The sequence below is a fragment of the Bacteroides sp. MSB163 genome (assembly GCF_036416795.1).
GTDB classification, from domain to species: Bacteria; Bacteroidota; Bacteroidia; order Bacteroidales; family Bacteroidaceae; genus Bacteroides; species Bacteroides maternus.
The window spans coordinates 2,850,423-2,871,970 of sequence record NZ_CP143867.1 but is presented as its reverse complement, the minus strand read 5'-3'; the positions used below and the strand labels follow the sequence as shown (position 1 = coordinate 2,871,970).

General features: G+C 43.1%; 19 protein-coding genes. 12 read left to right on the top strand and 7 right to left on the bottom strand.

Translation table 11 applies throughout. From position 1 onward, the window contains the following. Positions 1-38: 38 nt before the first annotated feature. The 7 genes from VYM24_RS10475 to VYM24_RS10445 form a co-directional block, all read right to left on the bottom strand. Positions 39-530: a DUF4625 domain-containing protein gene (locus VYM24_RS10475; RefSeq protein ID WP_291554169.1), complete on the bottom strand. Its 492-nt coding sequence runs from the start codon at positions 528-530 to the stop codon at positions 39-41. Then, positions 527-2,686 carry a TonB-dependent receptor gene (locus VYM24_RS10470; RefSeq protein ID WP_330942084.1) on the bottom strand — a complete coding sequence of 720 codons (2,160 nt, stop codon included), beginning with the start codon at positions 2,684-2,686 and terminating at the stop codon, positions 527-529. Before VYM24_RS10470 ends, VYM24_RS10475 begins: the two co-directional genes overlap by 4 nt. 81 nt (positions 2,687-2,767) lie before the next feature. Continuing rightward, entirely contained in the window at positions 2,768-3,082 is a 315-nt protein-coding gene (locus VYM24_RS10465; RefSeq protein WP_394799628.1) for a hypothetical protein, read from the bottom strand. A gap of 397 nt (positions 3,083-3,479) precedes the next feature. After that, a complete protein-coding gene (locus VYM24_RS10460) occupies positions 3,480-5,888 on the bottom strand; it encodes a hypothetical protein (protein ID WP_330942083.1) in 2,409 nt (802 codons plus the stop codon). A gap of 109 nt (positions 5,889-5,997) precedes the next feature. Next, the gene (locus VYM24_RS10455) at positions 5,998-6,516 is read right to left on the bottom strand and encodes an outer membrane beta-barrel protein (protein ID WP_330942082.1); all 519 of its coding nucleotides are present in this window, start codon (positions 6,514-6,516) and stop codon (positions 5,998-6,000) included. 545 nt (positions 6,517-7,061) lie between these two features. Next, positions 7,062-7,211, bottom strand: coding sequence for a hypothetical protein (locus tag VYM24_RS10450; RefSeq protein ID WP_330942081.1), 150 nt, complete (start codon positions 7,209-7,211; stop codon positions 7,062-7,064). A 292-nt stretch (positions 7,212-7,503) separates the two neighbouring features. Continuing rightward, a complete protein-coding gene (locus VYM24_RS10445) occupies positions 7,504-8,787 on the bottom strand; it encodes an ATP-binding protein (RefSeq protein WP_330942080.1) in 1,284 nt (427 codons plus the stop codon). A 513-nt stretch (positions 8,788-9,300) separates the two neighbouring features. On the opposite strand from VYM24_RS10445, the gene VYM24_RS10440 reads away from it, so the two are divergent. From VYM24_RS10440 to VYM24_RS10385, 12 genes are all read left to right on the top strand, one after another. Then, complete coding sequence (locus VYM24_RS10440) at positions 9,301-9,810, top strand: HU family DNA-binding protein (RefSeq protein ID WP_299093502.1); 510 nt, start codon at positions 9,301-9,303, stop codon at positions 9,808-9,810. A gap of 377 nt (positions 9,811-10,187) precedes the next feature. Continuing rightward, the gene (locus VYM24_RS10435) at positions 10,188-10,952 is read left to right on the top strand and encodes a ParA family protein (protein WP_299093500.1); all 765 of its coding nucleotides are present in this window, start codon (positions 10,188-10,190) and stop codon (positions 10,950-10,952) included. A gap of 17 nt (positions 10,953-10,969) precedes the next feature. Beyond that, positions 10,970-11,857, top strand: a complete 888-nt coding sequence (locus VYM24_RS10430; protein ID WP_299093498.1) for a ParB/RepB/Spo0J family partition protein — start codon at positions 10,970-10,972, stop codon at positions 11,855-11,857. Continuing rightward, positions 11,858-12,703, top strand: a complete 846-nt coding sequence (locus tag VYM24_RS10425; protein WP_299093496.1) for a DUF5683 domain-containing protein — start codon at positions 11,858-11,860, stop codon at positions 12,701-12,703. A gap of 33 nt (positions 12,704-12,736) precedes the next feature. Beyond that, on the top strand, positions 12,737-14,044 hold the full coding sequence (locus tag VYM24_RS10420) for a lytic transglycosylase domain-containing protein (protein WP_299093495.1): 1,308 nt from the start codon (positions 12,737-12,739) through the stop codon (positions 14,042-14,044). A 69-nt stretch (positions 14,045-14,113) separates the two neighbouring features. After that, the gene (locus VYM24_RS10415) at positions 14,114-16,372 is read left to right on the top strand and encodes a RelA/SpoT family protein (RefSeq protein ID WP_291537676.1); all 2,259 of its coding nucleotides are present in this window, start codon (positions 14,114-14,116) and stop codon (positions 16,370-16,372) included. 22 nt (positions 16,373-16,394) lie between these two features. Next, complete coding sequence (locus VYM24_RS10410; protein WP_007212336.1) at positions 16,395-16,787, top strand: bactofilin family protein; 393 nt, start codon at positions 16,395-16,397, stop codon at positions 16,785-16,787. A gap of 123 nt (positions 16,788-16,910) precedes the next feature. Then, entirely contained in the window at positions 16,911-18,440 is a 1,530-nt protein-coding gene (flxA, locus tag VYM24_RS10405; RefSeq protein ID WP_330942079.1) for a flexirubin biosynthesis tyrosine ammonia-lyase FlxA, read from the top strand. After that, positions 18,441-19,169: a flexirubin biosynthesis SDR family reductase FlxB gene (gene flxB, locus VYM24_RS10400; RefSeq protein WP_044262450.1), complete on the top strand. Its 729-nt coding sequence runs from the start codon at positions 18,441-18,443 to the stop codon at positions 19,167-19,169. Beyond that, complete coding sequence (locus VYM24_RS10395; protein ID WP_330942078.1) at positions 19,166-20,386, top strand: beta-ketoacyl-[acyl-carrier-protein] synthase family protein; 1,221 nt, start codon at positions 19,166-19,168, stop codon at positions 20,384-20,386. Before flxB ends, VYM24_RS10395 begins: the two co-directional genes overlap by 4 nt. Before the next feature lie 7 nt (positions 20,387-20,393). Further along, a complete protein-coding gene (locus VYM24_RS10390) occupies positions 20,394-20,651 on the top strand; it encodes a phosphopantetheine-binding protein (protein WP_299093487.1) in 258 nt (85 codons plus the stop codon). 5 nt (positions 20,652-20,656) lie between these two features. Further along, the gene (locus VYM24_RS10385) at positions 20,657-21,541 is read left to right on the top strand and encodes a lysophospholipid acyltransferase family protein (protein WP_299093485.1); all 885 of its coding nucleotides are present in this window, start codon (positions 20,657-20,659) and stop codon (positions 21,539-21,541) included. Positions 21,542-21,548: the final 7 nt, after the last annotated feature.

Genomic DNA, 21,548 nt, shown 5'->3' with positions numbered 1-21,548 from the left:
GTTTCATTCGATATATCGAATAAAACCAGCGTAAACCGTTATTCTTCGTGATGTCCGTCATCTCCTCCCGTCGCACTCAACACGATATTGCGTGCGACATGTGCCTCATTTCCGGCAGCATCCGTACAGTAAACCATCAGGTGGTAATCTCCCGGAGTGGCATTAGCAGGTATCACGATATCATGATGATGGATATGAGCCGTCCTTTGTTCCGAAACATCGTAAGACTTATTAAAGGTGAAATCAATAGTCGTCTCAGCAGTGCGGGTATCATGCGAATGATGGTCGAAGTTATTGTGAATCTCTATCTTGTACGATTTCAACATGACATCATCCGATAAGTCCATCTCAAAATGTACTCCGTGTTCACTGCCTATTGCCAGTACTCCGCCTTCGGCAGGCGATTTAAGGTCAATCACCGGTTTTGTAGTATCACTAAGCGGATTGTCGCTGTCTCCGCAAGCAGTAAGTAATGAGACACTTATCACTAAAAGGGAAATAATCATCGGGAAATAAAATCTTGTTTTCATTTGAATAATTTTTTAAATGGTACTTTAATTAATAATTGAAAGTTTCGCCCCGGTTCGGGAATCTCCACTTTCCGATAAAAACTGAGATGATTGTAATACCGCGTATTGAATAAATTACGGACAGTCAGAGTGATCTCCACCTCCGTTCCGGCAACGGGTAAATCAAGAGAGCCAGCTATATGAAAGAGGTTTGCACCGGGCGTGCGGTCTTCGTTGCGATCCACACGATTTTGCTTGGCTATGCTCTGCCATTCGGCATAAAGCATATACCGCTTCCTTTGCCAGGTGAGCGTGTTGCGCAACGTGGCAGGCGGAGAAAAACTCAAAGGAATACGTTCATCACAATTGTAGGTATAGACATACTCACCGGATATACGGTAGTTGAGAGTGGGCAAAATAGTCAGTTCCACACTCGCCTCCGCTCCGGCAAACAAGGCTTCCGTCTGCGTATAACGGTAAATCTGTCCCGTATGGGGTAAAACAGACCATTCCCCCGTAGACCTCAGAAAGATATAATTACTAAACCAATTGACGAAAGGAGAAACATATACGGACCATCTCCCGTACTTCAACTGATAAGAAGCATCCATCTGCCAACCCTGTTCGGACGAAAGCGCGGCATCTCCCTGTTCATGACGGAATGTGCCGTGATGCACACCATTCGAAGCCAGTTCATTAGCTCCCGGAAGACGAAAACTCCGCCCGACATTTACCTTCAACTGATGCCGCGTCGAGGGCGTCCATACCACACCCAATGATAAAGAATAGTCGCCAAAGCTCCTGTTTACCCGACGACTGTTCCACCGGTAGAACTCCACCTGCTCTTCATCATACCCCTGTTCCTGCAAATAAGTAGCCAGGTAAGGATCATCATGGGCAAAGACACGCATGCGACCATAGTCATACCGTACACCTCCACTGACGGATAATGTATTATCCGGACGATACGTCGTAAGCCAGGATATACCGGTAGTAAAACGATCATATTCCGGCAACAAGAAAGAATAACCGGAAATCGTATTTCGCTGGAATTGGGAGTCCCACCCCATCCGATGTTCCCAAGGAGAAGAACCGATCCACCGTCCTTTTGCCGAAAAGCTGAAAGTATTCAGATTAAAGGCCAGTTCTTTGTCAGGATCAGTTTCCGGCAGCGGTTGTGCTCCGTAATGGGTATGAAACGCACTCCATTCCTCACGATGATTGTTCTGATAACCGATATCACCCGACAGGATAAACTTCTCCCAGGCATACTGCTGATGAGTGGTCACTTTCAGGTGATTTACCTTACTGTAAGGAAGATCGATGTTCCGGCTGTCACCGTCGTCTTCCAAACGTGACAAGTCAGACACTCCATGTGCTCCGGGGAAGAACCCCGTCTTCTGAAAAACATTGGACACGGCGAGATTCGACTTATATCCTTTCTTCTGATATTGAGTAAAGAAATTGACGTTACGTTCCCATCCCGCCGTGTTCTTCAGTCGTCGACCGTAAACAGGCATCTTCTGAGTCAGATAAACAATCGTATCTGCCGGGATACTGTAATCTCCAAAGCGCTGTTCCGAGTAACGCAACCGCATATACCAAGCATTTCTTTTGATACCCAGCATCAGTGAAGCGCCTATGGTTTCGTTCACAGACTTACCCAACAGCGTCACGTCACCGAGCAACATATTCTCTGCCGGCACCTGCACCGGAGCAATGTCAATCACTCCGCCCATAGCGTCACTGCCGTAAAGCAGCGAAGCAGGGCCTTTCATTACATTCACGGCATCTACATTGAAAGCATCCAGTTCCAGACCGTGGTCTGCACCCCACTGCTGCCCTTCCTGTTTGATGCCATTCTCCAATACAGCCACCCGATTAAAGCCCATGCCACGAATCATCGGCTTGGAGAATCCCGAACCGATATCCATAGCCTGCACGCCGGGGATATTTTCCATAGCCTGCATGAAGTTACCCGTGAAATGTTTCCGCAAGAAATCCCTGTCAGCCACTTCGAGCGTAAGTGCAGTCTTTTTGTCCTGAAGCTGTTGATAGGTTTCCGCTATCACGACTTCAGGCAAAGCTACATTACGGACTGAATCGGATTCCTGCGCATGGACGGAAAGGGTTGTACACAACATCCCCATCACGCCCGGAATAATTCCTATACGCATTGATTACAATCTTAATTTAGAATAAAACAATGAGAGGCAAGCTACAGAAAGCCCGTCTCCACATGAATGTAAATTATGTAATCAAGCTATGGGAGGTGCGCGTAGATAATGTGAATAAGACAGTGTATAAACAATCTTATCCTGATGAACAACCTGCTCAAATGTGATGGGCGTTAAGATGCAACGGAAGTCAACAGACTGCGCTTCCGTGAAAAGAGAAAGAGAAAAGTGACAGATAGCACAATCATCGGACGAATGGCGCGGATGATCTGCATGGGAACAGGAAGCAGCATGCTCGTCCTCGTGATGGTGAAAAGCCTTCACCACGAAGAACGGCAGAAGTGCCATCATCAGCACCCATGCTATAACTACTCTCTTCTTTCCGCTGTTATTCACTTTCTTAATCGACAAGTATTTGAATAGTCTGCGAAGATATGTATCTCTAACTAAAAACGCAAACTCTGGTACTTAATATGTGTTACCGCTCCGGCTTTTACCAATATATAGGTAAAGAATAGCAAACAAGATATTCAATGCTCATTATAAATTTTAAAGGAAACAATAGAAATATAAGCAAAACAACCTATAGCAGAAATCCTACAAATACTTTGTATTGGCCAATACAAATCAAAACCCTTTTAATAAAAGTATCTTGATCCTTCCCCAAAAGAATAAAACCAAGATACTCTACCATCTTTCATCCACTTTTTAACAGAGCGAACTTATATTTTCTTCACACTATATATCCAAACTAAATATATCACATTATCTTTAGTAACAAAGTACTTAAATATTATCGACAAACAGCTCTGATCGTATAATATGGATTATAGTGATCTGAAGGCCCGTCAATTCCTCCTAGTTGAAGTTTTCTATCATCGTTAAATCCCCACACATATGCCCCCATAATTTTATTGTAGTTCACTCCTATCGTAAAAGACCAATACGATCCCGTTCGTCCTTGCAAGTAATGTATCCTACCATTAACAAACTCCCCTGTGGCCGGCAAAAATATCTTATTTTTATTAGGACCAATCACTAATAGCCCATTTATTCCCTTATATGAAATCCAAACACCCTCACATTTTGTAACAAGTTCTTCTATTTCCTCTTTTGTTGGAATTCGCAATCCACCGACTAAGTATGAATCACATACTTGGGTCATATCTTTTTTGAATGGAAAATATTCCCCATATTCCTCTGGATTTTGTGCACCCAAATTACATGAGGCCCATTTTACACTTAACCCTAAATCCACGACTCTACCAGGTGTTGGAATGTACTTATTCTCATCCTCTTTAGTCGTGAAACTCCTTGTCTCTCCTTCATAATACTTCCCTTTATACAAAATATAGGCTTTATAAGAATAAGCAGTTTCCGAAGCCAGCTCTTTTAACTCAAAAGTATAATCTCCAGAACTACCATCAATAGAAGCCGGTAATGAACAAGAATTAGTGTTTGAAGTAATCTTCACACCATATTCAGCAGTAGTCGGCACATTGGCATAAGAACAAACAATTTTTGCTGAATTAGAAGTAATATCACTACTATTCCCAGTAATGGCTGCCGGCTCTTTGCCAAAGAACTTTGTCTGCTTCAATTTACTTCCATCCGAATTATAAAGTATAGCATACAACGTATCCGCTGCTGAATCCGGAATCCAATCAACACTCACTTTCCCTTTAGATGTTATACCATATTTAGAAGAAAGATTACCATTTCCTTCAAACTTTACTATTTGCGGAAGTGGAGTAAGTAATTTCCTATAGAATAGTGAATCTACATCATAAACCTCAAAATAAACAGAGTTATTGATACCTGCCTCTACCTTTTCCGAGGAAGAAGAAACAATATTAATATCATAAGGAGAACGATATAAAGTTTTATCTATTACATTAATACTGGGAGTAGTATAATTATCTATCTCATGACCTAAAAATGCAAAACTTAATCCTGCAGCCACATCCAAACCTGTGAAATTACGTAACGACCATGCACAGAAATCATTAGATGAATTAAGAAGCTTCTCTTTAAAACCTCCATCAACATGTGTTCCCAAATAAGGTTTTATATCAAACGAAGGGCCGATAATTCCATAAAGCCATAATCGAATCCTTGGATAAAACCAGGCTTTGGCATTGATCTCTCCCTGTCCCTCTATCGTAGGATAAATAAGATTAAAGTCATTCTTGAACTCTGATACGGATTTGTAGCCTGTTTCTTGTTGCCAAGAGATCCCTAAACGCCCTGTCGCAGTGTCTGTATATCCCATATAAGCTGACATTTTCCCTTCCACATCAAATGATGCACCTCTATAGAGATCTGCGTTCAATCTTATATAAACAGGCACATAGCCTATTCTAAATTTGATATCTATAGGTTTAAACATATTGCGTTTCCACAATTCATCCTGTTGATTCAAATTATGATATTCTCCCCAAACATCAAATTGCAGCGTTTGTTCTGTCGATGCAGTACCTATGATAGAAGCACTAACTTTTAAAGCCTTACTTTGATATTGAACGAATGCTTCCGCTGTACTAGTTGATAGAGTCCGTTGTCCAAAACTTAAAGTTAAGTTCAAGTCAACGCCTACTTTAAAAGAAGCCTTTTTTAAGTAGAGCTTATAATTATCCCCGCTAAATAATTCTCCTCCACTAAAGTCTTTCCCCCAACTCCATAAGTTCTCTGTTAATGAAACACCCGAACGAGTAGTAGCTATATCCATAGACTTTAATTCGCCGTCGCTATCCCGGTATATTATACTTTCCGGATAATACACTTTATCATTTACACGAGTAACCACTTGTTCTGATGAAGCAAGTGTGAACTCCGTATTTGCAAAAATATCACAAAGAGTACCTGGCTTTGTTTTTATCCTCACAACATCTCCATCACGAGTTATTTGCTTTACAATTACAATATATCCAGTTGTATCTGCATCTATCGTGAGTACAGACCCTGCACGTAAACTTGCAGTTGAAGCAGAAGACCGAAAAGAATATACGCCTTCGTCCGGCTTACACTCTAAAAGTCGGGTAATCTCCCAATCTATTGGCACATAATCAGGATTAACCACTTCAGATTCATACTCCTCTTTCGTCGGCAAAGAGTTAGATTCATCCTCTTTTTTACTACAAGAAGCGAAGTAAAGCAATAAAAGTAAAAGCGGCAATAAATAATTAATTTTCTTCAAACTCATACATATTTCATCTATTATATGACATTTTTCATTCCTGATATAATTTCATGAAGGTGTGTCAGCGTTTTGACACACCCTCTAGTTAATGCATCTTAGCATTGAACAAACTTTAGAATATCCAACCGATGCGGAAAGAATGATATTTCAACTTCCGGTCAACGCTTATGGTTTGTTTATTGACCTTGACCTCGCTTGTTCCCAAGTCCTGATGATTGTAGGCATAGCCTGCATACAAGTGTTTGGTGATATTGATACCTGCTCCTATTTCAAAAGCCAGCCCCTGTCCGCGGGCATCTGCATTACCCGACATGATGCCACCGTATCCGGCGCGTCCCGTCACATAAACTTTCATCCCCGATAGTTCCGGAGAAAGCAGACGTACGCCAGTCATAAGTTGAGGCATGAGCATTTCAGACAATTCCTCCGTAGGAGCAACGACATTCAGAGCAAGCACATCCCAGGCCACATAAGGATGGAGATTGCGTTGCCACCGGAACCCCAAATTTACGGTAGTTGCTCCATTACCACCAATACCGACTTCCATGGCCCACTGGTTCTTTTTTCCATCGTTTTGAGCGCTGGCAGACACAGCACAAACAACCGATACAAAAAGCAATAATACTCTCATTTGATTTTTTGAAAATGTTCTCATAAGTATTTCTTTCATGCCCCCCTGTCCCCCGTTCGGCATTACATTATACATAAAAGCGTGGGACTTATTGAATATTACCACCATGAGGCTCTCGACTGCCCTGCACTTAGTAATAAACAATAGCCCACGCCTATGAGTATAGTACATTCCTGAAAGAATGGCATATAACAAAGACGTGAGCGTTCTTGTTTATTATCCCAAGTGCGTGAAATTGTCGAGATTTCATGGTGGGATAATATTTCAAACGCTTTTTATTAAAAAAGATTATTCCAATATCATACTGACACTTCAGCAATCAGAATGGTGACAAAAATAAGCAAAAATATTAAAACACAGCAAAATTACTTGAAAAAAGTGGAGCAAACTGTTCTAAAATCTTGGCTTATATCTTTGTCCATATATCAAACCTTCTGATGCAGAAAGCAAAAGAAGTACCAGAAAAAGAGAAAGTAGATGTTTTTCCGCTCATTGGTATTTTTTAAGAGAAAAGATACGTAATCCCGCTCTATTCCGGAGATCACTTACATAAACCATAATTCCACAAATATAAATATAATAACTTTCACTTTATCTCCTTCCCCAACGCTACAATCTTTTCCAATGCCCTCACCACCTCCGTTGAAGGGAACAGCTACCTCTTGTTCATGACCATTATAGCCTGCATTATTCATGACAGATTAGATTTCAGATAAACTCCCTTTGTACATTCACCGTAGCTCCACCGTACTTTCCCCATAAAAATTGCATATCTACTGAAGCATACCTGTTGGAGGAATCAAGGTAGAACCCATGTATGAGAATACATGGAACAATAAGAGTGAACAAGAGAACGAAAAGTGCCGGAACAGGTCAAAATGAAATAAAAACGGAAGTGTGGCATCCCCCTGTCCATGACGGAATGTGCCGTGATGCACACCATTAGAGACCAGTTCATTAGTTCCCGGAAAGCGCAAACTCCGGTACTTAAAATGTGTTAACGTTCCGGCTTTTACCAATCTGAATAAGCCATTTCCAGATAGGCAACACCTCTATTGAAAGCCCATCCTTTTCTATTACCCGTTCATCATTACGAGTCACAATCTGAAGTCTTTCCGCATTCAGGAACTTAGCCGCCTTCACAATTCCATTGACTTCACGCTCAAAAGTCTGCACATCCGAAATATTATATGAAACCTGAATCAACCAACTTTCCTCCGGTATATAAAAGTCAACTTCTATATGTTGATTGTAGAAATAAACCTTTTCTCCAAACTGACGATGCAAGGTTATCGCAACAAGATTCTCCAACAATAAAGTTTCCGGCCGGAAAATAAACAAATTCAAGATTCCATTATCAATAAAGTAATATTTACGGTTACTCTCACGCTCTGCGAACCTCGCAGCATAGTTTTCCAAACTGAATATAAGCCAAGTCTCTTGCAGATAGCCCACATAATCAATAATGGTACGCACCCCCACACTTTCTCCCGCTGAAGAAACTATATTCTTCAAACGATTATAAGAAGAAGGTTGCATCACACTCTCCGCCAATTTTTTCACCAACAACCGCATTGAATCCGAATTACGCAAAGAATAACGGGCAACTAAATCGCCGAAAAATATCTTCTGATACAATCCGCTCAACCATGAACGCTTGTCTTCAAAAGAAAGTAGTTCCGGAAAACCGCCATTATAGAAATAAGTATCAAAACTACGCACCACCCCATTTCTAATACCCGGTGTATAAAGCCAATTTGATTTCAATTCAAATCCTTCGAAATTTAAAAATTCCCTAAAGGAGAATGGATATACATTCTGTATCAGGAAACGCCCGCCTAAGGTCGTAGCAATCTCAGAACTCAGCATTTTAGCATTGCTTCCCGTAACAAATACCCGATAGTTCTTATCTGCCAGTCGACGAACAAATTTTTCCCAGCCTGGCACAATCTGTATCTCATCCAGAAAGAAAATTGGACGAAAAGAAAATGTTTCTTCATACACCCGCTTTATCTCATCCAAATCTTCCGACTTCAGTCCTATGAAACGTTCGTCTTCAAAATTAAGATAGAGAATTTCTTCTATATCAACTCCCCTTTTCATCAGCTCATGAATCCGTTGAAACATAAGATAAGACTTTCCGGCACGGCGAATGCCTAAAAAGACATAGTTCCCGTTGTCTTCAAACTTGAAAGGACGTTGCAGCAACTTCACATTCTGAACAAACTCCTGATTTTCACCTATAATCTGTTTTATCAGTTCTTGATCCATCTTCTTTATTTGTTTTATATACGCAACACAAATATAGGATTTTTGTTTCATATACGACACAAAATCCCTATATTTTTATTTCATATACAATACAACCTAACGAAAGAAACTTCCCACCGCATAAAGAGGCACGTTCACAAAAATCAGGAGGAGTTTACTCCACTCAATCACATTTTCAAGAGGAGTTTCCCGCTTTAAGCGGCTAAAAGGAGGAGAAGTTTCGGTTATTTAACGTCCGCGCTGCAGCCTCCCCTTCCCCATCACGCACATCTCCCTTACCTTTCCCCCGCAAAAAGCTTGCATATCTACTGAAGCATGATTACCTTTGCCGCTCAAGATGGCATCTTGTGTTGTTCAAGATAGCATCTCATACTACACAAGATGCCATCTTGAGCGGCTAAACAAAGGGAGCTACAGTCCATAGGGATATGAGTTCCAAGCATTAGGATACTATGCTGCTGACATTGAGAAGCATAGACCTCATCAGCAACATCAATCAACAAGAACAAAGATATGGGAATGATTTATTTAGTAAGGAAGAAACTCTTCCGCTCCAAGGAAGGAATGAAACAACTATACTACGCTGTGCAACGTACCCTGCAACCACGCGGCGGAGTAACTACCGAAAAGCTGGCGCAACGCATGGCACGCCGCAAAGGCATGGGCGAAGGAGACGTGCAAAGCGTACTGGTGGACCTGCCCAAATACATAGAGGAAGCGCTCAGAGAGGGCGAGTCCGTCACCATCAGAGGACTCGGCTCTTTCAACCTCGCCATAACGAGCGAAGGCTTCGAACATCCCGATGACGTGATGCCGGGCAAGGTGCGGGTTTCACGCATCTACTTCAAACCGGATCGCACGTTGGTGGGAAGGCTACGCCAGGACATGGATTTCTTCCGTTACCCGCTGAGCAAGTACTTCCCCCACGAAATGCTACGTCCCGAAACGCTGGAACGCGAACGGGTACAGACCAAAAATAAGCCGGAAGACGAAGCAAAGGATATTGATACGGTAACAGGCTGAAAGCACTGAAAGCCGTCCCCGACCGGAAATTTCAGTCTAAACGCCTTACACACAACGGTCTAAAGCCGCTGAAAGAGATGAAAGCGCAGAACGCATGATTATTCGCACAAACCACGCCCAAAATGCGGACAGGCACTTAAAACAAATCTTAATCTTCTGCAAGCGAGACAAAAAAGATATTTCATTTCAAGATAATTACGTATATTTGCAAGCTGAACAAGAGAACGAAAAGTGCCGGAACAGGTCGAAATGGAATAAAACGGCTTTGAGTTATTAACAAAAAAGGCGACTTATCAACAGATTTTGCAATCTTTCTCTTTTTTAGTAGGCGCAATACGGAATTATCACTTATTTCGCTGCCAATAAACACTAAGATTATGGGAAAAATTATTGCTTTGGCAAATCAAAAAGGTGGTGTAGGAAAAACAACGACTACGATTAACCTCGCAGCCTCACTCGCCACCCTGGAAAAGAAAGTGCTCGTTGTGGACGCAGACCCGCAGGCAAACGCCTCTTCCGGTTTGGGTGTCGACATCAAGCAGTCGGAATGCACTATTTACGAATGCATTATCGACCGGGCTGATGTTCGCGAAGCTATCCATGACACCGAGATTGATACACTGAAAGTGATATCCTCACACATAAACTTGGTGGGCGCCGAGATAGAGATGCTCAATCTGAAAAACAGGGAAAAGATATTGAAAGAAGTACTTGCCCCGCTGAAGGAAGAGTTTGATTATATCTTGATAGACTGCTCGCCCTCACTGGGACTGATTACCATCAACGCACTGACCGCAGCCGACTCTGTGATTATCCCCGTACAAGCGGAATACTTCGCATTGGAAGGCATCAGTAAGTTGCTGAATACAATTAAAATCATCAAGTCGAAACTGAACCCGGCACTCGAAATCGAAGGATTCCTGCTGACCATGTACGACTCACGCCTGCGCCAGGCCAACCAGATTTACGACGAAGTGAAACGCCACTTCCAGGAACTGGTGTTCAAAACCGTGGTGCAACGCAACGTCAAACTGAGTGAAGCTCCCAGCTATGGTCTTCCTACCATCTTGTATGATGCAGACTCCACAGGAGCCAAAAATCACATGGCACTTGCCAAAGAACTGATTAGTCGTAACAATTAACTTAAAAACGAAGAACCATGGCACAAAAAAGAAATGCATTAGGACGCGGACTTGACGCTCTGCTCTCAATGGACGAAGTGCAGACCGAAGGCTCTTCTTCCATCAACGAAATAGAGTTGTCGAAGATTGTCGTCAACCCGAATCAGCCACGTCATGAATTTGACGAAACGGCACTTCAGGAACTTGCCGACTCAATCTCTGAAATAGGTATCATTCAGCCTATCACCTTGCGTAAGCTTTCGGACGATGAATATCAGATCATTGCCGGAGAACGCCGCTTCCGCGCCTCGCAACTTGCCGGACTGACAAGCATCCCCGCCTATATCCGCACCGCCGACGACGAAAACGTCATGGAAATGGCGCTTATCGAGAACATACAGCGCGAAGACCTGAATTCTGTGGAAATCGCCCTTGCCTACCAGCACCTGCTGGAACAATACGGCCTGACACAGGAACGCCTCAGCGAACGTGTAGGTAAAAAGCGCACTACCATCGCAAACTACCTGCGCCTGTTGAAACTGCCTGCACCCATTCAGATGGCCATACAGAACAAGCAGATTGACATGGGGCATGCCCGTGCGCTCGTAACCTTGGCCGATCCGAAGCTGCAAGTGAAGATATTTGAAGAAATCATCGAGCACGGATACTCCGTACGCAAAGTGGAAGAAATAGTAAAATCCCTGAGCGAAGGCGAAACCGTAAAAAGCGGCGGACGCAAAATAGCTCCCAAACGAGCCAAACTGCCCGAAGAATTCAATATGCTGAAACAACAGTTATCAGGCTTCTTCAGCACCAAAGTGCAGCTGACCTGTTCGGAGAAAGGAAAAGGTAAAATCAGTATCCCGTTCAATAACGAAGAGGACTTAGAACGTATTATCGGCATACTCGATACTCTAAAAAAATAAATGACGAAAGGAACTAAAACATATCAATGGTGTATCGCCCTGCTGCTTTGCCTCGTGCAGACGGCAGGGATTGCTATGTATGGGCAGGACCGTCCGCGTGCCGCTGCCAAACGACAGCAAAAAGAGCTTGCGGACACATTGCGGAAGATACCGCAAATGGTACCGGATAGCCTGGATGCACTAAGCGATCCTATTCTGCAACGGGTTTCAACCGCTGATAGCCTCGCAGTAGCCGACAGCATTGCTGCCGAAAACAAAAAGCGTTTATTGGAGATGACCTCCGCCCCTGCCCCGCAAGTGCCCGATACACCGGCGGACAGTCTGAACAAGGAACTCAATAAAAAAGTTTTTATTCCCAATCCAACCAAAGCGACATGGCTCGCCCTGGTAATTCCGGGTGGAGGACAAATCTATAACCGAAAATACTGGAAACTACCTATTATATATGGAGGCTTTGCCGGATGCGCGTATGCGCTGACCTGGAACGGGAAAATGTATAAAGACTACATGCAGGCGTACAAGGACGCTTCCAAAGGCAACTGGGATGCCAGCAGTATCAACGACCTGCTCCCTCCGGGATATATCGACAGGGTTTCACAGACACAAATAGTGGAGACCCTCCGGAAGCGAAAGGATACATACCGTCGATATCGCGACCTGAGTATCTTCGCTTTTATCGGCGTTTATCTGATATCGGTTATCGATGCGTATGTAGATGCGGAATTATCTAATTTCGATATAACGCCCGACCTTAGTATGAGAATAGAACCGGCTGTTATCAACAACCAATATAGCACCGGTGCCTCCAATAAATCCGTCGGACTGCAATGCAGTTTCCGTTTTTAATGAGAATAAAGCCATACAAAAGAATAATCACACATGAAGAATAAATCTGTAAATATGAAGAAGCTTATTGCCACTCCGTTCCTGTTTTGTCTGTCACTCTTCACCTTCCAGGTGCAAGCGCAAGAAAGCGTGGATATACTCATCCACGACAACGGAACGGAAAGAAAGGAAAGCATCGAACTTCCTCCAAGTATGACCTATCCGCTGGACAGCCTGCTCAACGACTGGAAAGCCAAGAATTATATTGATTTAGGCAAAGATTGCAGTACCTCTACCGAGAATCCGTTTTTCAGTGATTCCGTCTATATCGACCGTCTCAGCCGTATCCCTGCCGTGATGGAAATGCCATACAATGAAATTGTACGTAAATTCATAGATATGTACACAGGACGTTTACGCAATAACGTATCGTTCATGTTGAGTGCCTGCAATTTCTACATGCCTATCTTTGAAGAAGCACTCGACACCTACGGACTGCCGCTCGAACTCAGATATCTGCCCATTATCGAATCGGCCCTTAATCCTTCCGCCCGCTCTCGTGCAGGAGCTTGCGGACTGTGGCAGTTCATGCTGGCTACCGGAAAAATGTATGGTCTGGAAAGCAACAGTCTTGTTGACGAACGCTGCGACCCAATCAAGGCTACTTGGGCTGCAGCCCGCTATCTGAAGGATCTGTATGCCATTTACCAAGACTGGAATCTGGTGATTGCCGCCTATAATTGCGGTCCGGGCACCATCAACAAGGCCATCCGCCGTGCCGGAGGGAAAACGGATTATTGGGAAATCTATAACTTCCTGCCAAAAGAAACCCGTGGATATGTGCCCGCGTTTATCGCCGCCAACTATGTGATGACCTACTACTGTAAGCACAACATCTGCCCCATGGAAACCAACATTCCCGATGCGACAGATACAGTACAGGTAACAAAAAACTTACATTTCGAACAGCTTGCCGATATCTGTAGCGTAAGCATGGAAGAAATCAAAAGTCTTAATCCCCAGTATAAAAAGAATATAATTCCCGGTGAGAGCAAGGCGCAAACCCTCCGCCTGCCGATGAATTACATCAGCACATTTATCGACAGCCAGGACACCATCTACGCCCACCGTTCTAATGAATTATTCAAAAACCGCCGTACTGTAGCCATCCCTGAAACCCGTTCTACAGCAAGACGCGCTACAACCGGCAACGGGAAGCTGACTTACCACAAGATACGGAGTGGCGAAACACTGGGTGGCATCGCAGGTCGCTATGGCGTCACCGTCAAACAACTTCAGAGTTGGAATGGATTGCGCAATACCAACATTTCTGCCGGAAAGCAATTGAAGATATATAAATAAAGGCACAAATGCTTGCGTGATGTTGAAAATTGCTTATTTTTGCAGCAACTGAAGAAAGGAGAACAGGATATGGAAGAGAATGTGGGCCAGAAAGATAAAGAAAAAGTCGAAGAAGAAATGATTGAACAGGCTTTCCAGCAACTGTTAAACGACTACTTGGCAACCAAACACCGCAAGCGTATTGAAATCATAACAAAGGCATTCAACTTTGCCAATCAGGCGCATAAGGGCATCAAACGCCGTTCGGGCGAACCCTACATTATGCATCCCCTCGCCGTGGCACAAATTGTATGCAACGAAATAGGTCTTGGTTCTACATCCATTTGTGCCGCCTTGCTGCACGATGTGGTAGAAGATACGGACTATACCGTAGAAGACATAGAAAACATATTCGGTCCGAAGATCGCCCAGATTGTAGACGGGCTGACCAAAATATCCGGTGGTATTTTCGGTGACCGCGCTTCGGCACAGGCAGAGAACTTCAAGAAATTGCTGCTGACAATGTCCGATGATATACGCGTAATCCTGATCAAGATAGCCGACCGGCTGCACAATATGCGCACGTTAGGTTCGATGCTTCCCAACAAGCAATTCAAAATTGCAGGCGAGACATTGTATATCTATGCTCCCCTCGCCAATCGCCTGGGACTGTACAAGATAAAGACAGAGCTGGAGAATCTGAGTTTCAAGTACGAACATCCCGAAGAGTATCAGGAAATCGAAGAAAAGCTGGCAGCCACAGCAACCGAACGTGATAAAGTATTCAATGACTTCACTGCTCCGATACGTGCCCAGCTGGACAAAATGGGGCTGAAATTCCGTATTCTCGCGCGTGTTAAATCCATCTATTCCATCTGGAACAAGATGCAGACCAAGCATGTACCGTTTGAAGAAATCTATGACTTACTTGCCGTACGTATTATCTTTGAACCACGAAATGCGGACGAAGAACTGAACGATTGTTTTGATATCTATGTCTCCATCTCTAAAATATACAAACCCCACCCCGACCGTCTGCGCGACTGGGTGAGTCATCCCAAAGCCAACGGTTACCAAGCCTTGCACGTCACCCTTATGGGAAACAACGGGCAATGGATTGAAGTACAAATCCGCAGTGAACGGATGAATGACGTAGCCGAACAAGGTTTCGCCGCCCATTGGAAATATAAAGATGGCGGAGGCAGCGAAGATGAAGGCGAATTGGATAAATGGCTACGCACCATCAAAGAAATACTTGATGACCCGCAACCGGATGCCATTGACTTCCTCGATACCATCAAGCTGAACTTGTTTGCATCGGAAATATTTGTGTTTACTCCCAAAGGCGAAATCAAGACTATGCCGCAGAACTCTACGGCACTGGATTTTGCATTCTCCCTGCACACTGACATCGGTAGCCACTGTATCGGCGCAAAAGTAAACCATAAGCTTGTCCCTCTGAGCCACAAGCTTCAAAGTGGTGACCAGGTGGAAGTTCTGACTTCCAAATCACAACGCGTACAGCCGGAATGGGAAGTATTTGCCACTACTGCCCGCGCCCGTGCCAAAATAGCCGCCATCCTGCGCAAAGAGCAAAGGAACAGCCAGAAAGAAGGCGAAACCCTTCTGAACGAATTCTTCAAAAAAGAAGAGCTGCGATTGGACGACCTGTTGATAGACAAGTTGGTAAAAGCCCATAATATGAAGAACCGGGACGAGTTTCTGATAGCTATCGGCAATAAAAAGATCGTATTGGGCGACCTGGATAAAAATGCCCTGAAAGAGAAACAAGGAACCAACTGGAAGAAGTTTCTCACCTTCTCGTTCGGCGGTAACAAGGACAACAAAGAACCGATTGAAGAAAAACCACTGCAAGAAAAGGAGAAAATCAATACGAAGCAAATCCTGAAACTGACGGAAGAGAATATCCAGAAGAATTATATCATGGCAGAATGTTGCCATCCCATTCCGGGGGACGATGTACTGGGATATATGGACGAAAACGACCGTATCATTATCCACAAACGCCAGTGTCCCGTCGCCGCACGTTTGAAGAGCAGTTACGGAAACCGTATTCTGGCTACAGAGTGGGATACCCATAAGGAACTCTCCTTCCTGGTGAATATATATATAAAAGGTATAGATGCCATGGGATTGCTAAACGAAGTAACGCAGGTTATTTCCCGTCAGCTGAATGTAAATATCCGTAAGTTGTCCATCGAAACAACAGACGGTATTTTTGAAGGAAACATCCAATTGTACGTGCATGATGTGGATGATGTGAAAACCATCTGCAATAATCTGAAACAGATACAAAACATTAAGCAAGTAACCCGCGTAGAAGGATAAGAAACCATAAAAGCATACTAACATGTTTAACTCAAAAAAAGGAATAGATGACAAGGTAAGCAATAAATTAACCACGCTTTCCAGTCAAAGTTTAATTAAAGGTGATTGTTCCATCGATGGAGATATGCGTATCGACGGAACTGTAGAAGGAAATATCCGGTGTACCGGAAAAATAGTCATCGGTCCGGAAGGAAAAATACACGGCAACCTGTCTTGTACACACGCTTGCCTTCACGGAACTATCATCGGTGATGCATACGTAAAGGAAGAACTCACCCTGAAAGCCAACTGTGTGATGCAGGGCAATATCTATACCACCAAATTGGAAATAGAATCACAGGCTAAATTCAATGGAAGCTGTAATACGAATGATACCAGTCATGAGATAAAATTGTTGGAAGCTGTTACTGAATAACATTATTTACAATATATTCAAGTCCGGCAAAAACCACCTTGCAGAAAAAAGTTTTATTTTGCATAGACATCTATTATTGATATAAAATAGCTATTTTTGCAGTCTATATCAATGAAGTATACTATGATAGTCGGCAAATATATAAATTTGGGAACGCTCCAGAAGCTACTGTTTGATGATGAAAAAGTAATTATTTCCGATGAATGTATTCAAGAAGTAGATAAGAGTTTTCGTTTCTTGAAGGATTTCTCCAGTGATAAAATTATTTACGGAATTAATACAGGGTTCGGTCCTATGGCTCAATATAGGATTGAAGATAAATCATTAACGGAATTACAATACAACATCATCAGGAGCCACTCTACCGGAGCGGGAAAACCATTGCCTCCTCTTTATGTGAAAGCAGCAATGATTGCCAGATTATTCACTTTTCTTCAAGGGAAATCAGGTATACATACAGAGCTGGTCGAACTACTCGTCAAGTTCATTAACCTGGATATTTTTCCGTATATACCGGAGCATGGCAGTGTAGGTGCCAGTGGCGATTTAGTGCAATTGGCGCATATAGCGTTGACGCTGATCGGCGAAGGAGAAGTGTTCTATCAAGGGCAGCTACAACCTACTGCCCGGGTACTTGAAAAGAATCATCTCAAACCTTTCTCCATACATATCCGTGAGGGGCTTTCAGTAACAAACGGCACTTCTGTTATGACAGGTATTGGCATTGTTAACTTGATTTATGCCCGCCAATTGCTCAACTGGTCCGTATGCGCCTCGGTAATGATGAATGAAATTGCCGCATCGTATGATGATTTTGTTTCCCAACCACTAAATGATGCCAAACTTCATAAAGGGCAGCAAAAGATAGCTGAAATGATGAGAGTCTGGATGTCCGACAGTAAATGTACTCTTAAAAGAGAGAATGAATTGTACGGACAGAAACATGAAGAAAAGATTTTTGAACATAAAGTGCAGCCTTATTACTCGTTAAGATGTACTCCACAGATATTGGGACCGGTTTATGACACTCTTATAAATACAGAAGAAGTATTGATAAACGAAATCAACTCAGCTTGCGACAATCCGATTGTTGATCCGGAAACCCAAAATGTATATCATGGCGGAAACTTTCATGGTGATTACATCTCTTTTGAGATGGATAAACTGAAAATAACCATAACGAAACTGACAATGCTAAGTGAACGCCAGTTGAATTATCTGTTCCATGATCGCATCAACGGAATACTTCCTCCATTTGTCAATCTGGGAGTATTAGGATTGAATTATGGGTTACAAGCCTCACAATTTACAGCTACTTCCACAACAGCCGAGTGTCAGACACTATCTAATCCCATGTATATACACAGTATCCCAAACAACAATGATAATCAGGACATTGTAAGCATGGGAACTAATTCTGCGTTAATAGCCAAAACAGTCATAGAGAATTCTTTCCAGGTTATGAGCATCCTATTTATGGGTATCGTACAGGCTGTAGATTACTTAAAGATACAGGAAAAGCTCAGTACGGAATCGCGTTGCGTATACAATGAGATCCGGGCATTTTTCCCTGTATTTACCCAGGACACTCCCAAGTACAAGGAAATAGAGGCTATGAGTGAATACTTGAAAAATAAGAAATTCAATTTATAAATGAAATACGCATTAATAACAGGCGGAAGCCGAGGTATAGGACGTTCTGTCAGCATCAAGTTGGCAGCAATGGGATATACCGTGCTGATTAATTATCAAAGTAACGATAAGGAAGCGGCAAACACACTGCAATTAGTTCGTGAAAACGGAGGCGCCGGAGAATTATTGAAGTTCGATGTCACTGATCCAAAGGCAGTATCCGAAGCTTTAAATAACTGGAGCGAACAACACCCGGATGAATATATCGAGGTGCTGATAAATAATGCAGGCATCCGCAAAGACAATCTGATGCTTTGGATGACCGAAGCAGAATGGAGCGGGGTACTGAACACCAGCCTGAACGGCTTCTTTTATGTCACCCAGGCATTGCTTAAGAACATGCTTGTCAAACGTTTCGGACGCATTGTCAACATCGTTTCATTATCAGGAATCAAGGGCATGCCAGGACAAACCAATTATTCTGCCGCCAAAGGAGGTGTCATTGCTGCTACCAAAGCATTAGCTCAGGAAGTGGCGAAGAAGCACGTGACCGTCAATGCGGTGGCTCCCGGATTCATCCGCACGGAAATGACCGAAGATATCAACGAGAACGAATGGAAAAAACATATCCCTGCCGGACGCTTCGGCGAACCGGAAGAAGTAGCTGATCTCGTAAGTTTCTTAGTATCTCCCAATGCATCTTATATTACAGGTGAGGTTATTTCAATCAATGGAGGACTGCATACATGAGAAGAGTTGTCATTACAGGAATGGGGATTTACTCATGCATAGGCAAAAACCTGAGCGAAGTAACAGACTCATTATATAACGGTAAATCGGGCATCGGCATTGATCCTCAACGGAAAGAGATGGGATATCTGTCTGCACTGACCGGCTTGTTGGAGCGTCCTGATCTCAAAAAGATGCTGGACAGACGAAAACGTCTCTGCCTGCCTGAACAAGGAGAATATGCCTATCTGGCAAGTGTGGAAGCCTTCAAAAATGCAGGTATTGATGAAGCATTCCTGGAAGCGAACGAAGTAGGAGTGCTCTATGGAAATGATAGTAGCACTGCACCGATTATTAATGCTGTGGATATTATCCGGAAAAAGAAGAATACCGTTCTGGTAGGTTCCGGTTCTATCTTCCAGTCGATGAATTCAACTGTGTCGATGAACCTGTCGGTCATCTTTAAACTCAGAGGAGTAAACTTCACAATCTCCGGTGCTTGTGCAAGCGGTTCCCACGCTATTGGCATGGGATATCTGCTTATCAAATCGGGATTGCAGGACTGCATTCTTTGTGGTGGCGCACAGGAAGTAAATCCATTCTCAGTGGGTAGTTTCGATGGGTTAAGCGCATTTTCCAACCGTGAAGCTGAACCCCAGAAAGCATCCAGACCTTTTGATAAAAGCAGGGACGGGCTTGTACCCAGTGGAGGTGGCGCCAGCCTGGTACTGGAAAGTTATGAATCAGCTGTCAGGCGAGGAGCCCCCATACTGGCAGAAATTATCGGCTACGGTTTTTCATCCAACGGAGATCACATATCTGTTCCTAATATAGACGGGCCAAAGCGTTCATTGGAAATGGCCACCCGGAATGCCGGAATCGCATTGGATGAAATTAAATACATCAATGCGCACGCCACTTCTACACCAATAGGTGATTTGAATGAAGCAAAAGCCATAGCGGAAGTATTTGAAGGACATCGCCCATACGTGACGTCCACCAAGTCTATGACCGGTCACGAAATGTGGATGGCAGGTGCCAGTGAAGTAATCTATTCTACTTTAATGATGCAAAATAACTTCATTGCTCCCAATCTGAATTTCGAAGAGCCGGATGAAGCATCTGCCCAACTTAATATCCCCGCCCAACGAGTAAATATGGAATTTGATACATTCCTCTCAAACTCATTCGGATTCGGAGGAACCAATTCTACATTAATTATTAAAAAAGTAAAGTAATATAAGTATGACCCACGAAGAAATCATTGAAAAGATAAGAGAAACCTTATCCGAGGAATTTGAAGTAGATATCGATCTTATCCAGCCTGATGCTCCACTCATGCAAACCCTTGAGTTAGACAGTCTGGACTTGGTAGATATGGTAGTGTTGATTGAAAAGAACTTCGGTTTTAATGTAACCGGGCAAGATTTTGTCGGAATCAAAACGTTCCAGGACTTCTATAATCTCGTTATCATACGTATGGCCGAAAACAAAAACGAATAAACAAGATGTGGAAAGGTAAAACCCGTGGCGGTGTATCCGGATACCTGTTTTTCATTTACCTGATCAGGTATTGTGGTGTAAAAGCCGCTTATGGTTTTCTGTCTCTGATTGTTCTTTATTTTATTCCGTTCGCTCCGAAAGCAACAAAGAGTATCTGGCAATATGCCCGTCGTATCTTAAAACGGAACCGCATACAGTCGGTGGGACTATTGCTGAACAACTATTATCGTTTGGGACAGATACTTATAGACAAGGTAGCCATTGGAAATGGAATGATCGACAAGTATCATTTCAAATTCAACCACTATCAGGAGTTTCTAAATGTATTGGATGGAGATCAGGGAGTAATCATGATCGGTGCACATGTTGGTAATTGGGAAATCGGAACTCCCTTTTTCAATGACTACAGCAAGAAAATGAATGTGGTGATGTACGATGCCGAACATCAAAAAATTAAAGAAATACTGAAAAAGAACGGGCAGCAGCAACCTTACAAGATTATACCAGTCAACGAAGATAATCTGGCACATATATTTAAAATTACAGAGGCACTGGATCATAAAGAATATGTCTGTTTTCAAGGAGACCGCTATCTGAATGCAGATAAACTGCTGACTTGCAAGTTCATGGGACACGAAGCACGTTTTCCAATCGGTCCTTTCCTATTGGCATCGCGGATGAAAGTTCCGGTAGTCTTCTATTTTGCCATGCGGGAGGCTAAACAAACCTATCATTTCCATTTTATACTCGCAGAGCAAGTGTCCGGTTCGAAAGAGAAAAGAGCAGAACAATTATTATTGGAACAATATGTGAATGCTCTGGAAAAAATAATCGGCCAATATCCCGAACAATGGTTTAACTATTATTCTTTCTGGAACCCGTCTGAATAAACAAAAA

Coding starts and splice junctions, on each gene's coding strand:
- VYM24_RS10440 (WP_299093502.1), top strand. CDS start 9,301: ATGGGAATGATTTATTTAGTAAGGAAGAAACTCTTCCGCTCCAAGGAA.
- VYM24_RS10390 (WP_299093487.1), top strand. CDS start 20,394: ATGACCCACGAAGAAATCATTGAAAAGATAAGAGAAACCTTATCCGAG.
- flxB (WP_044262450.1), top strand. CDS start 18,441: ATGAAATACGCATTAATAACAGGCGGAAGCCGAGGTATAGGACGTTCT.
- VYM24_RS10455 (WP_330942082.1), bottom strand. CDS start 6,516: ATGAGAGTATTATTGCTTTTTGTATCGGTTGTTTGTGCTGTGTCTGCC.
- VYM24_RS10470 (WP_330942084.1), bottom strand. CDS start 2,686: ATGCGTATAGGAATTATTCCGGGCGTGATGGGGATGTTGTGTACAACC.
- VYM24_RS10410 (WP_007212336.1), top strand. CDS start 16,395: ATGTTTAACTCAAAAAAAGGAATAGATGACAAGGTAAGCAATAAATTA.
- VYM24_RS10385 (WP_299093485.1), top strand. CDS start 20,657: ATGTGGAAAGGTAAAACCCGTGGCGGTGTATCCGGATACCTGTTTTTC.
- VYM24_RS10435 (WP_299093500.1), top strand. CDS start 10,188: ATGGGAAAAATTATTGCTTTGGCAAATCAAAAAGGTGGTGTAGGAAAA.
- VYM24_RS10420 (WP_299093495.1), top strand. CDS start 12,737: ATGAAGAATAAATCTGTAAATATGAAGAAGCTTATTGCCACTCCGTTC.
- VYM24_RS10395 (WP_330942078.1), top strand. CDS start 19,166: ATGAGAAGAGTTGTCATTACAGGAATGGGGATTTACTCATGCATAGGC.
- VYM24_RS10415 (WP_291537676.1), top strand. CDS start 14,114: ATGGAAGAGAATGTGGGCCAGAAAGATAAAGAAAAAGTCGAAGAAGAA.
- VYM24_RS10425 (WP_299093496.1), top strand. CDS start 11,858: ATGACGAAAGGAACTAAAACATATCAATGGTGTATCGCCCTGCTGCTT.
- VYM24_RS10460 (WP_330942083.1), bottom strand. CDS start 5,888: ATGAGTTTGAAGAAAATTAATTATTTATTGCCGCTTTTACTTTTATTG.
- VYM24_RS10475 (WP_291554169.1), bottom strand. CDS start 530: ATGAAAACAAGATTTTATTTCCCGATGATTATTTCCCTTTTAGTGATA.
- VYM24_RS10450 (WP_330942081.1), bottom strand. CDS start 7,211: ATGAATAATGCAGGCTATAATGGTCATGAACAAGAGGTAGCTGTTCCC.
- VYM24_RS10430 (WP_299093498.1), top strand. CDS start 10,970: ATGGCACAAAAAAGAAATGCATTAGGACGCGGACTTGACGCTCTGCTC.
- flxA (WP_330942079.1), top strand. CDS start 16,911: ATGATAGTCGGCAAATATATAAATTTGGGAACGCTCCAGAAGCTACTG.
- VYM24_RS10445 (WP_330942080.1), bottom strand. CDS start 8,787: ATGGATCAAGAACTGATAAAACAGATTATAGGTGAAAATCAGGAGTTT.